Source organism: Lysinibacillus sp. FW301-JW8 (assembly GCF_058788755.1).
Genome location: NZ_JBYTBB010000102.1, coordinates 1 through 13,839 on the forward strand (window position 1 = coordinate 1; position 13,839 = coordinate 13,839).

General features: G+C 35.3%; 12 protein-coding genes. 1 reads left to right on the forward strand and 11 read right to left on the reverse strand.

The window, feature by feature from the left end:
- Positions 1–181: 181 nt before the first annotated feature.
- Complete coding sequence (locus tag AC3WOM_RS25270) at positions 182–613, forward strand: hypothetical protein (RefSeq protein WP_492448840.1); 432 nt, start codon at positions 182–184, stop codon at positions 611–613.
- A gap of 662 nt (positions 614–1,275) precedes the next feature.
- On the opposite strand, the gene AC3WOM_RS25275 is transcribed toward AC3WOM_RS25270, so the two are convergent.
- From AC3WOM_RS25275 to AC3WOM_RS25325, 11 genes are all read right to left on the reverse strand, one after another.
- Entirely contained in the window at positions 1,276–3,858 is a 2,583-nt protein-coding gene (locus AC3WOM_RS25275) for an FtsX-like permease family protein (RefSeq protein WP_492448841.1), read from the reverse strand.
- Positions 3,858–4,544: an ABC transporter ATP-binding protein gene (locus tag AC3WOM_RS25280; protein ID WP_492448842.1), complete on the reverse strand. Its 687-nt coding sequence runs from the start codon at positions 4,542–4,544 to the stop codon at positions 3,858–3,860. Before AC3WOM_RS25280 ends, AC3WOM_RS25275 begins: the two co-directional genes overlap by 1 nt.
- Positions 4,545–4,623: 79 nt before the next feature.
- A complete protein-coding gene (locus AC3WOM_RS25285) occupies positions 4,624–5,613 on the reverse strand; it encodes a sensor histidine kinase (protein WP_492448843.1) in 990 nt (329 codons plus the stop codon).
- Complete coding sequence (locus tag AC3WOM_RS25290) at positions 5,600–6,286, reverse strand: response regulator transcription factor (protein ID WP_492448844.1); 687 nt, start codon at positions 6,284–6,286, stop codon at positions 5,600–5,602. Before AC3WOM_RS25290 ends, AC3WOM_RS25285 begins: the two co-directional genes overlap by 14 nt.
- Positions 6,287–7,096: 810 nt before the next feature.
- Positions 7,097–7,918 carry a DUF2785 domain-containing protein gene (locus AC3WOM_RS25295; RefSeq protein ID WP_492448847.1) on the reverse strand — a complete coding sequence of 274 codons (822 nt, stop codon included), beginning with the start codon at positions 7,916–7,918 and terminating at the stop codon, positions 7,097–7,099.
- A gap of 611 nt (positions 7,919–8,529) precedes the next feature.
- A complete protein-coding gene (locus AC3WOM_RS25300) occupies positions 8,530–9,555 on the reverse strand; it encodes an LCP family protein (protein ID WP_427549005.1) in 1,026 nt (341 codons plus the stop codon).
- On the reverse strand, positions 9,545–10,072 hold the full coding sequence (locus tag AC3WOM_RS25305) for a sigma-70 family RNA polymerase sigma factor (RefSeq protein WP_427549006.1): 528 nt from the start codon (positions 10,070–10,072) through the stop codon (positions 9,545–9,547). The genes AC3WOM_RS25300 and AC3WOM_RS25305 overlap by 11 nt, the downstream gene beginning before the upstream one ends.
- A gap of 301 nt (positions 10,073–10,373) precedes the next feature.
- Entirely contained in the window at positions 10,374–10,997 is a 624-nt protein-coding gene (locus tag AC3WOM_RS25310; RefSeq protein WP_427549008.1) for a YgaN family protein, read from the reverse strand.
- 419 nt (positions 10,998–11,416) lie between these two features.
- Positions 11,417–11,578 carry an HD domain-containing protein gene (locus tag AC3WOM_RS25315; RefSeq protein WP_427549012.1) on the reverse strand — a complete coding sequence of 54 codons (162 nt, stop codon included), beginning with the start codon at positions 11,576–11,578 and terminating at the stop codon, positions 11,417–11,419.
- A gap of 125 nt (positions 11,579–11,703) precedes the next feature.
- Complete coding sequence (locus tag AC3WOM_RS25320; protein WP_492448845.1) at positions 11,704–12,582, reverse strand: ribokinase; 879 nt, start codon at positions 12,580–12,582, stop codon at positions 11,704–11,706.
- Between the two features lie 17 nt (positions 12,583–12,599).
- Positions 12,600–13,553 (reverse strand): nucleoside hydrolase, encoded by a 954-nt coding sequence (locus tag AC3WOM_RS25325; protein ID WP_492448846.1) that lies wholly within the window; start codon positions 13,551–13,553, stop codon positions 12,600–12,602.
- Positions 13,554–13,839: the final 286 nt, after the last annotated feature.

Sequence of the window (13,839 nt, forward strand, 5' to 3'; positions counted from 1 at the left end):
TCTGAAAAAAACTCAGATAGCTGGCCATTCGTCATGCGTACCGATAAGGTGCGCTTATTTTTGTATTTCGGGCTTACCGAGTATTTACCGATGAAAGATAGTAAAAAAGGGAGCTGTGTTGCAGATGCGTAAGCTAGTATTTGCCTTTGCAGTTGTATTAATAGGGGTTGTTAGTTGAAATATGCTGCAAGTGAAAGATCATAATTTACGTTTTGTATTAAAGAAAAATTGGGGCGTCGAATTAACAGAGCCTGAAATTGCTGAAGCAATCATTGAAAGTGAATTTAGCTTTCAGGGAAAAGGCGAGGTTTATCGCATATTAAACTATGAAGAGATGCAAATGGATCGCATGCGTAAAAAAGATTACTGGACTGTTGTGGATAAATCGAATATCCAAGAAGTAGAGCAAAAGGTTGCACAGTTTATTGAAGATGCATTGTCATTACATGAAGGTCGTGATGATCATTTAGTGAAGTTTGAACGTTACCCAGTACCCATAAAAATCGGTAATTCCTACTACATAGATGACCGAGAAGGTAATGGCACAAATTATTTAATATTACTACTAGATGAGCCAACGAATCGTGTATATTGGCTGGAATGGCATGAGTAGTTTGGATGTCTTTGATTTAACGGGGGACCATTATAATTAGGGGCAAAATCGATGTAATGATCTGACTTGCTGGATTAAAGGAATCACATTCTAAGCAATATACTATGTCCTTTATCTTCGTTGAAAGCGGAAAACAAAATTATATAAAAATAATATTAAAACCTTAATTTCACAGCACCTTAAATTTTATAACAAAAAAATAAAGTTGTACAAAAATAATATTCATGACTCATTAGTACTGGTAAAGCAATAAAAAAGTTGTTTAATTCTTGTTCAAATAGAGGGAACGCCAGAAAAAATGAAGATTTACACCGCTAAGAAATATACACGATTCTATGCAAAGTAAAAAACAAACCAAACCAATAAAAATAATGCTATATCAACGGTTTATGCCACCTGTATAAAAAGACGTATAAATAATGTTCATAAGAAAAGCCGGAAACGTTGATTTAACAACATTCGTGGCTTTTATGTATTTCCAAACTTCTATTATGGAACCATTTTTTAATAATAGATTGTATTTGCTTGTCGGATAAACTGTCACTCGTTATGTGAGGCTTATGAGAATTGTCACAGGGTTGTATTCCTAAAATAAAAAACGGCGGTTCTGAAATTACTCAAAACCGCCGTTTAGGTATATAGGATAACGCTACAACTTAAAATTAATTCATCTCATCACGAAGTGCATCGACGATATTTTCTTTTTTAATCATGCTAAGTGCGTACATTGTTGTAATAAATATCACAAGAAACACCCCAAGTACGCTAATACCAATACTGCTCCAAGGGAATTTAAATTCGACTTCAGCTCCGCCCATGAACGTACCTTTATATATTAGCCAAGCAAAAATACCTGAGATAGGGAGTCCAAATAGTAATGTTTGGAACCCGTAAAGGGCACATTCAAAGCGCATCATTTTATTAAAATCACGATCGGACATGCCAATTGAGCGAAGCATCGCAAGCTCTCGTCGACGCAATCGAATATTCGTAGAAATTGTGTTGAACACATTGGCTATCGCAATGAGTGAAATCATAATGACGAAAACAATGGTGAACAAATCAATAATGAAGATGATGTTGCGGTTTTGGTCAAATATTTCATTTGCATTGTATATCGAATATTCGTAAGAGATTTCTTCCGATTCGATTACTTTTTTCATTTCATCAACTGACTGCGAGACATCCTTTGACAGGAACGTTAAGCCCCAGTCCATCGGAACATCAGCAAGTGCCCACGTATCGATTAGTTGGTATGGTGCAACAATCATAAACGTGTATGGTCTTACTTCAGACGGTAGCTTTGGTAATGGATCGACAGGGTACGTATCGACAAATGTAATCGCTACATTTCGCCCTTCGTTTAGGATTACGCCATTATTTGTGTTTGGTGTAATAACTAAATTCATCGACTGTTCTGTAAACATATCTATCATGTCATCTTTTTCAGATGCAATGGCTGTTTGATTTTTCGCTTTAGCAACGGCAATGACTTTCGCATTTTTCCCTGTATATTCAGCTACATCTAAGCCTAGGCTTTTAATAAAATCTAGGTAAATGCTATCCTCTAAAAACTGAATGTCCATCGGTAAATCAATCATCTCATCAGGCTCGACATAACCTGCTGCTTCTCGGTAGTCTGCAGAGAAATTATTCAAGTTAATTTTACTTGAATATTCCATCATGGATTGATAAGAACCTTCATAAACGCCATCTACGTTTTGTAGTTTGTCAAATAGCTGGAATGATTCGTTTTCTTTCATGTTCTCACTAAAGAACATAATATCGTAATCCGTATTTACAACGGATGACTCTGCAGCCTGTTGTAGCGTTGTTTTGAAAGCGCTAGCTGATACAAACATGACAACACTTAATGTAAGTGATAAGACGATACTGCGATAACGTCTTTTGTTTCGCTTAAAGTTTTTAAGTGCAAGTGTACGTTCTAAGCCATAAAGGCGCTCCATCCATTTAGAAGTATTGATTGCTTTTGATTCTACTTTAATTTCATTTGTTTGACGAATACAAGCCATGACAGGGGTGTTGGCAGCTTTGCGCGCTGGGATATAAGCTGAAATTAAAATGGTCACCAAACTAATTACGACTGCGGCAATTATCATAGGAATCGATACTGTCAAAGTTAAAGGTACATTGTCATAGGCAACATTTTCGAAATTCTTCGACACAAGGGAAAGGACCCCCTTGATACTTGGAATGCCGACTAGCACACCGATTGGTATACCGACCGCACCAATACAAAGTCCTTCAAATAATACGGAATTTCGCAACTGTTTTGCCGTTGCACCTACTGACAGCAGAATCCCATATTGCCGCATACGTTCATTTAGCGAAATCGTGAACGCATTGTAAATAAGGAAAACTGAACCTAGCATAATTAAAGCAACTAAAATGCCACCAACTGAATAGAGCAGACTATTAAATGTTTTATCATTTGAAAGGCCCATGAATCGCAACACGTTGTCATTCATAACAAATTGATGCTCAGTCGCTAAATCATCTGCATAATCATGAACTTTACGAGGACTCTTCATTTTAATAAAGGTACTAAAGCTATTTGCTTTTTTCATAGCGTTGGTTGTTGTAATTAACGTATAACCAGGTGCCTTTACTTCTTCGAATCCAGGTCGTTTGAATGTCCCAACTACTGTATAGAGTTTCTTACGCTCAGCTATAAATGTTTCTGGATTGGTTGCATTTTCAGAAATGTAAGGGTCATATTGTGTGAGCTGTTTCACCTTGCTCATACGTCTCCCAACATTCAGTGAAAGGGTGTCACCAACAGAAATCGTCACCTCTCCATTTTCCTTAAGGTGCGAAGGAATGAGAATTTCTGTGTCATTTTTAGGTAATCGACCAGAAGTGAGTGTGATTGGTAAATGGTCATAGGTGTCTTGGTCGAAGCCAGCAATAAATAGATACGGCTTGTTGTCGTTTTTACCACCCTCAAGTTTGGCATAGCCAATGTTTTCAAAGGTGATCGTGTTTGCTATTCGATCATCTTCATTTTGTTGTTCTATAAATGTAGCGTCGACCTCGGAAAATCCAACGTGCCAATCGCCATACTTCATAATTGAGCCATTGATCATATAGTTTTGAAGGGAGGTAGCAAAGGTAGCAACGCCTGTAATCATGGCAGCAGATAGAATAACGCCAATAATGGTCACAATCGTTCGCGTGCGGTTTTTTAGTAAACTTTGTAGGGCGACTTTATTGAAAATATTCATTATCGTGCCACCCGTCTCTCATCTCGAATGACTTTGCCATCAGACATGGAAATAATCCGGTCCGCTTGTAGGGCGATATTTTCATCATGCGTGACAACAATCAGGGTTTGCTGATATTTTTCGTGGCTGGATTTTAACAAACGCATAATTTCATGTCCATTTTTGCTGTCTAAACTACCCGTAGGTTCGTCAGCTAGCATAACGGCTGGAGCGTTCATGAGTGCACGTCCAATCGCAACACGTTGTTGCTGACCACCTGACAGTTGATTCGGTAAATGTGTTTTTCGGTCTTTGAGTCCAAGTAAGTTCAATAAATCCGTTAATCGTTCTTCATTCACGTTGCGTCTATCCATTAAAATCGGTAACGTGATATTTTCTACGACATTCAGCGTAGGAATAAGGTTGTGAAATTGGTAAATCAGGCCAACTTCTCGACGACGAAAAATCGCGAGTTTTTCATTATTTTGAGCATATACATCTTGTCCGTTCAAGTAGATTTTTCCGCTTGTCGGTACATCTACGCCAGCAATTGCATGAAGTAATGTGGATTTACCTGAGCCAGATGAACCGATGATGGCAGTAAATTCCCCTTTTTCTATCGTAAGTGAAACATTGTCCAATGCTGTAACTTGGTTTTCACCTTGCCCATATACTTTGCATAGGTTTTCAATTTTTAAAAACTCCATTATGTGAGCCTCCTTTTGTGATGTACCCTATAATAGAACTTTTAACTTACATCTTTGTGACTTTAAAGTGAGAGATTCGTCACTTTGAGAAACGAATAGAAAATATGGCGCCACCTTGCGGATGATTTTTGGCAGTGATAGTCCCTCCTTGGCGCGTAATAATCGTCTTGCAAAGCGCTAGGCCAATGCCATATCCTGCAGTGCTCGTATTTTTTCCGCGGTAAAATCTTTCAAATAAGTAGGGTAAATCTTCTTTTTTAAAACCTGGTCCACTGTCATGCAAGGTGATTTCAGTAAACAGTATGTTTTCCTCACAAACAATTTTAATCGTCCCGTTATCGCCTGTACTCTCTATACAATTTTTAATAATGTTTTGAATGGCCTCTGAAAGCCAGCCGAAATCTCCATGAATGATTAGTCCATCCGATATGTTAACTTGTTGCGTAATATTATGTAGATCCATCGAAATATGAAATGGATGAAGCGAATCCTTTATTAAGGTTGCCACATCTAAAGGTTCCATTTTGAAATTTACAATGCCTGCATCTAAACGTGATAATTTCAGCAGAGAGGTTATTAGCCAATCCATTTGTACAAATAATTTTTGTATATCCCATAGCAAAGTTTTACGCTCATTTTCATCTGGGCTGTTCTTCAGTAAAGATAAAATCAAATTCGCAGAAGTAAGCGGTGTACGGAGTTGGTGTGCAATATCGGCTAGCGAATCGGCTAAATATATTTTCTCTTTTTTCAGTGCTTCATTTTGTTCTCGAATGCGTAGCGTCATTTTAGTGATTTCATTTTGTAAAATAGAAAGTTCGCCTTCATCTGAATTACTAATAAACAGGTGATCCGTATTATGAAGCACTAAATTTATTTGCTCTGAAATTTGTGTAATGCTTTTATAACGTGCTTTTGTAAATAGGAAAAATGCAATGCCAAACGCAGCACAAGTAGAAAGTATTAATAGACCTGCTGCTGGCTCGATGATAAATCCTAAAATGGTGGTAACGATTGTGATGCCGCAAAATAAAAGTGTAAATTGCCGAATCTCTCTATTCCGAAACATGGCCGCCACCTAGTCGGTATCCTGTACCACGAACAGTTAAAATGTATCGCGGGTTGCCAGGATCTGTCTCAATTTTTTCTCTTAAGCGTTTAATATAGACGGTTAGGGTATTGTTGGTTACAAACTCGCCCGATGCGTCCCATAATTCGTCCAATAGCCTGTCTCGGGTGATAATGCTTTTAGGGTTATTAATAAACACTAATAATAATCGGTATTCAAGAGCAGAAAGAAAAACCTCTTGACCGTCATTTTTGACAACGCCACTCGTTGGGTCAACATGAAGGTCCTCCATTTCAAAGGCAACTGGAGAATGTCTGTTTTTTCGTAAAGCTGTTCCAATTCGAGCAATCAATTCACGTGGGCGAAAAGGTTTAGTAACATAGTCATCTGCCCCTATGTTCAGCCCCGTAACGACACTAGCTTCATCGCCAGAAGCTGTTAGAAAGATTACCGGGATATTCTGGGTTTGCTTGATTTCTGTGCAAACTGCAAAGCCGTTCCCATCAGGTAGGGAAATATCAAGCAATGCCAAGTCAAATTTATGCTCCATAAGCATTGAAATTGCTTCTTTTTGTGTAGCAGCGTGAGTGATGTTAAATCCTTCAGAGCGAAGTAGGAGAGAGAGGTTTTTCGCAATTTCCTGATCGTCCTCAACTAAAAATATATGTTTCATTTATTTTCACCAACCTTTTCTATGCACACTTTGTATTTTATTGTACTGGTTTTCTGTTTTAGTAGGACCAAGTCATATAGTTTAACTATTTGATAATTCATACTTAACACCTCTGAAGCTTTATTATTTCTTTCAACAGAAATAATACCATGTATCTCATTGAATCCGTACAGACTATTATTTTTGGATTAAAATAAACATTGGTACATGTCTCACCTATATTAATACCCGTTAAATTACTTTAGTAGATAGGTTATTAATTAATAAGCTTGTAAATTGTATAGCTTTGCTTAGTCAATAACAATATCAGAAGAAATTAGAATTAAGAAAAGCAGATGAAGCCACGAATAGGACTCAACCTGCTATTGTTATCTTTTTATCTGAACTGTTTTCATAGGCTTCATTGCTAAAACATGTTGTGGAGCAAATAGGGACGCCTTCATATACTTTTAATATCAATATTATAAAATAAAAAGGCAGTTGAAAGTTCAATTTAATCGAACTTTCAACTGCCTTTTTTAAATATTTGTTTTCCCCTTCTGTTCAGCTACTCTTTCTTTTGTTGTAGCTTTATAATAAAGATTGTTCAAATTAATACCTAATAGCGTTGATAAACAAGCAAAAAGAAAGAGCGTGTTTTAAAAAAAGATTAATCAAAACATGCTCCTTATACATTTTATTGAATCATTCTTTTATAATAAAGTTTGATCATTTCTATAATATTTCCTCTATCAAAGCGCTCTTTAATGGATAAATATACCAATGAATCCCTCAGCCAATTCCATGGATTGGGACAACCCCCTTGATCCTTTAACTGATAGAAAACCTGTTTAATTTTGCCTCAGTGCCAAGTATGGCAATATTAAGCTCATTCCCTCGGCTATCTTGCCCCCTTCTGAAATAGAGACTGCGTAAAAAATTCTTGCTGTTCACACGAGCAATCACCTGACTGCGACTTCTCGGTAAATTGCAGCATTGCGCTAAGCAGCAAATCCAATCAGCGATTTCTTGATGTGGAAGTAACTCTTTGTCAATCATCGTATCCACGATGTTGACCAACCGCTCATCATCCTCATCACTAAAAATATGTCTTCCATTATGTAGCATGCCAGAAATAGCAACAAGAACCTCACGCAGCATTGCAACGCTGCTCTCCTCGCACTGCACCAATTCAACAAAAACATCTGCACCGTGAGACGCGCTGTGAGCCCAGCCTCCTACTGAAAGGTAACCCCGCAGATCCTTCTCCTCTTTGTAATAACGGAGCATTGCTTGCATTAATTGCTCAATTTCTTCTTGATTTAAAAATGGATTCTGTCTGTGGCGTTGTATAATCAAAGCGATAGGCAAGGCAGAAAACGTCCTTGTAAAAACTGACTGATCATCCTCGCTGCCAATATTATAGAACAAATGGTTCTCATCAGTCAGAACAGTTAAGAGACTACGCAACTCCTCTCTACTAAACCTATTCTCTTCCTTAATCCACATATAAAACATCGGATAAATCAGGTTATCCCGTAATTCTGGCTGAGGATCGCCAATATATTGAAGTAACAATGGTAAGAAATCTTGATGCTGCTCACCTTCGCCTAACTGATACTCATCCTTCTCAATTCTTTGCAAATCCAGCATCAATTTCGTCCTTGTATCCTCAAATGTTCTTGTTCTTTTCGACATAAAAGCACCCCTTTAGATAATCATATATAAAGGGGTAAAACGGTGCAACTTTATCTAAAACAGTATATTTTTTTCTAAACGGTACGTCTTTATTTCAAATCTACATTTGTCATATTTAACACAACTTTCTTCTAAATAAAAAATCAGAACCACCAGTCTTGAACTACACCTACAATTGTTAAACACACCATCTAACAATTGAAGGGCACTGAAAAACTAAAAAAATTCACTTTTTTATATTAGAAATTTGTCTTTTGTTAGATTTGAAAACTTAAAAAAGTCGATTTGCATCACAATTTTTGTGGCAAATCGACTTTTTCAGTGCCCTCTAACAATTGTAGGTTAGTTTTTTGTCTAAATTATACTGCAGAAGAAAAACTACAAGCTGTTCAATTCTATTTGAATGCAGCAATAAATAGATATAGCTTGTTGTCGTTTTTACCACAATCAAGTTTGGTATAACCAATGTTTTAAAAAAAAGCGTTAATCTACACTTCATTAACGCACCTTTTCTTCACTTAAGTATAAAATTACATCCACAAGTATTTCAATAAAACAATCTTTATTTAGTCAAATGTCGTTAACTCTTCTGAAACAGAATTTAAAAAATCTTGCTCAAACCTATATATGTGTTTACCTTCAGTACTATTTATTATGATTGCGTCTGATATCATTCCATCACTTAAAGAAACTGATTTTATAGAATTAATTTTTATTTGATTCTCTACCAATGAATCAAGCGAGATATTGGCTTCTATTTGAGTAAACAGCTCTTTTAATTGTGTTGGTGGAATCTCGTTTTCTGTTTTATTCAAAATCGCATTCATTAGATTTAATAGATCTTCTTCATCTAAGCTGATTCCCTCTCCAACTGTAGCAGCCATCATTAATGACACAATTTCTTCTCCATTGAAACGATGAGATCCTTTTTCGAAGTCAAATGCCACTTGTGATATCGCTCTTACTCGAATATCTTCTGGCAAGTCGTAATCTATCCCATTCACGGAATCAATTAGCGTTGAAATAGTTTCTAAATCGATCACTGCATAATAATCAATTGGTAAATCTAATAGTTTTGAGACAGCTGTTCTTACATTTTTAGTACCGCCAAAACTATAAGCAAATAACAATTTATCGTACAAAGGGGTCCCATCATTGTTATCCGCTACCTGTACATACGTATCCATAGGGAGCGATACAACTTTCATCATCTTTTTATCTTTATTATAAGTAAGTAAAAGATTAAGATATATTCGATTATCCATCTCTTTCGACTTCACCGTAATTAAAGTGGTTAAAAATTCAGCTTTCTTAACTTCTGGTTCACTTGCAACATTTGTGTTAGATTTTTCATTAAAGCTTCCAGTAAGAATCGATGGCATAAACAAAAATATACACAAGCCTACTACTAATAAGGAAACTGTCAGTGGAGCGAATTTTTTTGAAGAAGAAACAAGAGATTTCTTTTGCGTATTATTATTCTTCTCCAGTTTATGAATTCGTTCAAATACTTCAGTACGGTCTTCTTTCGTAAATTTTAGTTCTTGTTCAGACATTTTATTTAATTTATCTCTTAATCGTTTATCTTCCATTAAGTTCTGCCTCCTTTATCATCGACTCTAATCTTTGTTTTGCTCTTCTTAATCTAGTTTTCACTGTATTAACTGAAATATCCAAAACTATGGCAATTTCCTCTGTGTTTAATGAGTCATAGTAGTATAGATAAACCACCTCCCGATACACTTTTGGAAGAGAAAAGATAGTATCTTTTATTTCTTCATTATTGTATTTATCGATAACTGTTTTTTCTGTTGATGGTAATATTGACTTTGCTGTTTCATTTATAAAACTTTTAACCTGCACCATTTTGTAATTCCAACTTTTTAAATAATCTTTAGATTCGTTAATTGTTATACGATATAGCCATGTTTTTATTTGTGCGTCAAATCGAAACGAATCAAGATTTTTGTAACATTTGATAAACGTATTTTGAACCATATCCTTAGCAATCTCTGTATCTTTCACATAAGAAAATGCCAATCGTACCAACTCATTACCATATTCAATCATTATCTTTTCTAATATGAAATCTTTTTCTTCTCTGTCCAATCTACTACCCTCCCCTTCAACCTACTTCAAATTCTGCTATTAGACGATTATCAATTCATATTAGGTTCATTTTTAATAAAAATATTTATTTCTACCAAATTTAGATAATCATACAGGCTTATTGATTATAATTTTCTTCACAAAAAAATCAACACACCTCTAGAATTTAATAAAGGTGTGTTGATTTTAAAAAACTTTATTATCAATTTTTTTAATAAAGCTATAGATTGTTAAAGTTTGATCATTTTATGATGCTTCCTCCATAGCCCCCGATTGTTGAATAAGCCAGAAATTATAGCTTTTATTTATCGGTCCATAAAACTTTGTATAAAAATGTGAGTTCAGCTTCTTCAATACCCAAGGGTAGTTCCCCATTTTTGCCTCCAACAGAACTAAGTTCGTTTTTAGTAGTGCCTAGCCATGCTGCTAAATAAACAGGTTTATTTTTTTCTAAAATAACTTTTTCGTTGACTAGCTTACTGAAAGAAGAAGTTGTCATATTATTTGAATAAACCGTTGTAGAATTCCCAGTTGGTGTACCAATGATTAGCTTTAAAAAATGACCTTCATTTTCAACATCACTCATTCCAAAAGAAATGAAGCTGTCTTGATATTTTGTTTCAGACCCATCCCAAGTCTTTAGCAATTCCTCTTTAAACTTACCGTTTTTAAATACCTCCACTGAAAATTGCAATTTATCATCTTTTTTCGGAGTGCCATTCAGCTCGAAAAATTCAATTTGTCCCACACCGGTCTTGCTAATAAGAAGGTTTTCTTTCTCGCTTATGTTATATGGCTCAATGGTTATTTCCGTTGCTAATTGCGATTTTTCCTTTTCTAGAGGTTTTTCTTTTTCTACACTTACACACCCTGTTAACAACAAAGCAAAAATTATAAACAAGTAACGGCTTTTAAAGTGTCGCATTTTTGCCCTCCAATTAATCAATGTTTCATTAAAGTCATTTAATATTTTTCTGGGCGTTCCTGTCTAATTAAGATTTCCATTTATAATCTCCTGTTCTTTTAATAAAAGTAATTAGGTTAAAATTCTTCTTACTCTATAAATGGTACTTTCTTAATGCATAGAATCATTAAGAAAGTTTACACCCAGTAACAAACATAAGTTCAACAAACACCTTCAGTATAGTATACAGTTATAATAAAGAGTTATTATTTCGATTTCAATCGTTGATTATATTATTCGCCTTATTGTGCAAACCGGACTATTTATCCCTTGAGCTTTAAGATACTTTTCAATTCGACCGATGAGTTCTTTATTGATCTAACTTGTACCTTGTCTCTCTATCCAATTCTGCTCTTAAATTTATTAAGAAAGCTTCTTGTTCAAAATATTGTAAGATTAAATTCATAGTCGAAGTCAGGAGGATTTTTCCCTTGATTATACTGTATAATGGTTTCATCTTTATCAAGTGCTTTTACCAAAACAGCTTCCTTTGTTACTCCTTCATTGTACTCTTTACAGATATCAATTATATTATCACCAATTTATTACAGTAACAAGCTTACCAACTTTTTAATTGTAGATAAGAATCGAATCATAACCATGCAGGAAAAGCGATGTCATAACTTTCAATAATCGGCAGCTTTGCTATCTATCATGTATATCTAACTTATTTACCGAGTACCTCTGCCAAAATCGGGATTGAAGAAGAAGAGCCTTTTCTAGATACTGCAAGTGAAGCAGCTTTTGAGGCAACGATAAGTGCAAATTTAATATCAGGATTCTGGGAAATCATGCTAAGAAAATAACCCAAGAAAGTATCACCTGCTGCCGTTGTGTCTTTCACTTTGACTTTATAGGCTTCTTGCTTGTGTACTTGTATATTGTCTCTATATATGACGCCATTTGTACCTAAAGTCAACACAACCTTTAAATTACTATAGTTTGATAGTAAGTGATCGAGTATTCTGTTAGGTGATTTTTCTCCACTAATTTCTCGTCCTTCGATCTCATTCAGTATCAGAAAATCAATTTTTGAAAAATCTAAATTCTTAATAGAATCACTTATTGGAGAAGGATTTAACGCAATGGTTAAACCCTTTTTATAAGCAGCATTGATTAGGTAATCTAGACAGTTTATTTCGTTTTGTAGAACTAGGAAATCATCCGAATTGAAGTCCTCAAGTACTTTATCAATTTGTTCGACAGTTATTTCTTTATTCGCTCCACCATAGAGAAAAATACAATTTTCACCTGTAGGAGTCACTTGAATAATGGCATGCCCTGTTATCAAACCGTCCTCATCTATTCCCTCAACACTAATTCCTTCTAATGCTAATTGTTGTTTTAGAAACAGACCATCTTTGCCAATTTTACCTGCATGAAACACTTGAGCACCAGATTTTGCAAGGGCTATGGATTGGTTTAATCCTTTTCCACCTGGATATTCGTCATAGCTGTCTGAAGATATTGTTTCTCCTTCTTTAACAAAGTGAGGAACTGTATAAACTTTATCAATATTTAATGATCCGAAGTTTAAAAATTTCATCTAAACACCCCATAATGTTAACTTACCAATAATGCTAATAGACGTTTCTTGAATAATTGATTGTCAATGGTCTTACAAACTGTTGCATTAGGAATGTGCCCTGCAAATCCATCAGAAATGGCAAGTTTACTACCGTCATTTATTATCACTTGACCATAGGCAGCAGCTTCTGTAGTACACACATAGCAGTAACATAACTTTTCTTCAAGAACGATTTCATCCCATAACACAACACCCATTGCCACGGCATCTGGTAAATCAACAATATGTTCATTACTTCTTTGTATATTATATTCAAGCAAGGAACGGTTACATTTAACAGAGAACACAGCTTCTTCTTTACCACTTGATAGTAATACATCCATATCGTCCTTATTCAAAGCTGCTTCGCCTAAACATACATCAAATCCAATGATAGTAGTAGGTATACCTGAGTTGAGCATAATACTATATGCCTCTGCATCTACATACACATTAAATTCAGCAACAGGCGTAGTATTTCCAGGGCCAAAGCCAGAAGTGCCCATTGTGTAAATATGCTTTACCTTTTTCATTGTCTCCGGTGCTTTTAAAATAGCAAGGGCAATATTTGTAACAGGACCAATGGTTACAATTTCGATTTCTCCAGGGTTATTTTCAATAATTTCAAGGATAGCATCTACGGCATGCTTGGTTTCTGGCAAAAGAGTAGGATTTATTAAATGACAATCTCCCATTCCGTCATCACCATGAACATTAACAGCTGTAACTAAATCACGCATAAGTGGTTTGCCTGCTCCAACATAAAGAGGTGGCTTTTGACCATTAGCAACTTCGATAGTCATTAGTGCATTTTTTGTTGCCAATTCAACTGGGACATTACCACAAACAGTTGTGATCGCTTCTACTTTAAGACTAGTTGATTTTAATGCCATAATTAACGCTACAGCATCATCACTGCCAGTATCTGTGTCAATAATTAATTTCCTCATAACAAGACCTCCAATTCTTATTTGCCCTGATTATATAATTCAATCTATAATGAAAAAAGGTCAAATGACCAAAAGCGAAAAGAAGGTGAAAATATGGATTTAAAAAATATTGTGAATGATGCACCAGCGCATATTAAGAAAGAATTTATCTATAGAAGACACAAGATAGGTAGCCTTATTATTCACCCACATGAACAAAATAATTATCTTTGGATAGGCTACACTAGGTTAGACAGATTCTATAAGGGCTAGTACACTATAATTACTAACCTAAAGGAGCGTGTTT

What these genes read in the sequence shown, in the direction of transcription:
- AC3WOM_RS25285 (WP_492448843.1), bottom strand. Translation starts at nt 5,613, where the DNA reads ATGTTTCGGAATAGAGAGATTCGGCAATTTACACTTTTATTTTGCGGC.
- AC3WOM_RS25280 (WP_492448842.1), bottom strand. Translation starts at nt 4,544, where the DNA reads ATGGAGTTTTTAAAAATTGAAAACCTATGCAAAGTATATGGGCAAGGT.
- AC3WOM_RS25320 (WP_492448845.1), bottom strand. Translation starts at nt 12,582, where the DNA reads ATGAAATTTTTAAACTTCGGATCATTAAATATTGATAAAGTTTATACA.
- AC3WOM_RS25275 (WP_492448841.1), bottom strand. Translation starts at nt 3,858, where the DNA reads ATGAATATTTTCAATAAAGTCGCCCTACAAAGTTTACTAAAAAACCGC.
- AC3WOM_RS25290 (WP_492448844.1), bottom strand. Translation starts at nt 6,286, where the DNA reads ATGAAACATATATTTTTAGTTGAGGACGATCAGGAAATTGCGAAAAAC.
- AC3WOM_RS25310 (WP_427549008.1), bottom strand. Translation starts at nt 10,997, where the DNA reads ATGCGACACTTTAAAAGCCGTTACTTGTTTATAATTTTTGCTTTGTTG.
- AC3WOM_RS25300 (WP_427549005.1), bottom strand. Translation starts at nt 9,555, where the DNA reads ATGGAAGATAAACGATTAAGAGATAAATTAAATAAAATGTCTGAACAA.
- AC3WOM_RS25295 (WP_492448847.1), bottom strand. Translation starts at nt 7,918, where the DNA reads ATGCTGGATTTGCAAAGAATTGAGAAGGATGAGTATCAGTTAGGCGAA.
- AC3WOM_RS25325 (WP_492448846.1), bottom strand. Translation starts at nt 13,553, where the DNA reads ATGAGGAAATTAATTATTGACACAGATACTGGCAGTGATGATGCTGTA.
- AC3WOM_RS25270 (WP_492448840.1), top strand. Translation starts at nt 182, where the DNA reads ATGCTGCAAGTGAAAGATCATAATTTACGTTTTGTATTAAAGAAAAAT.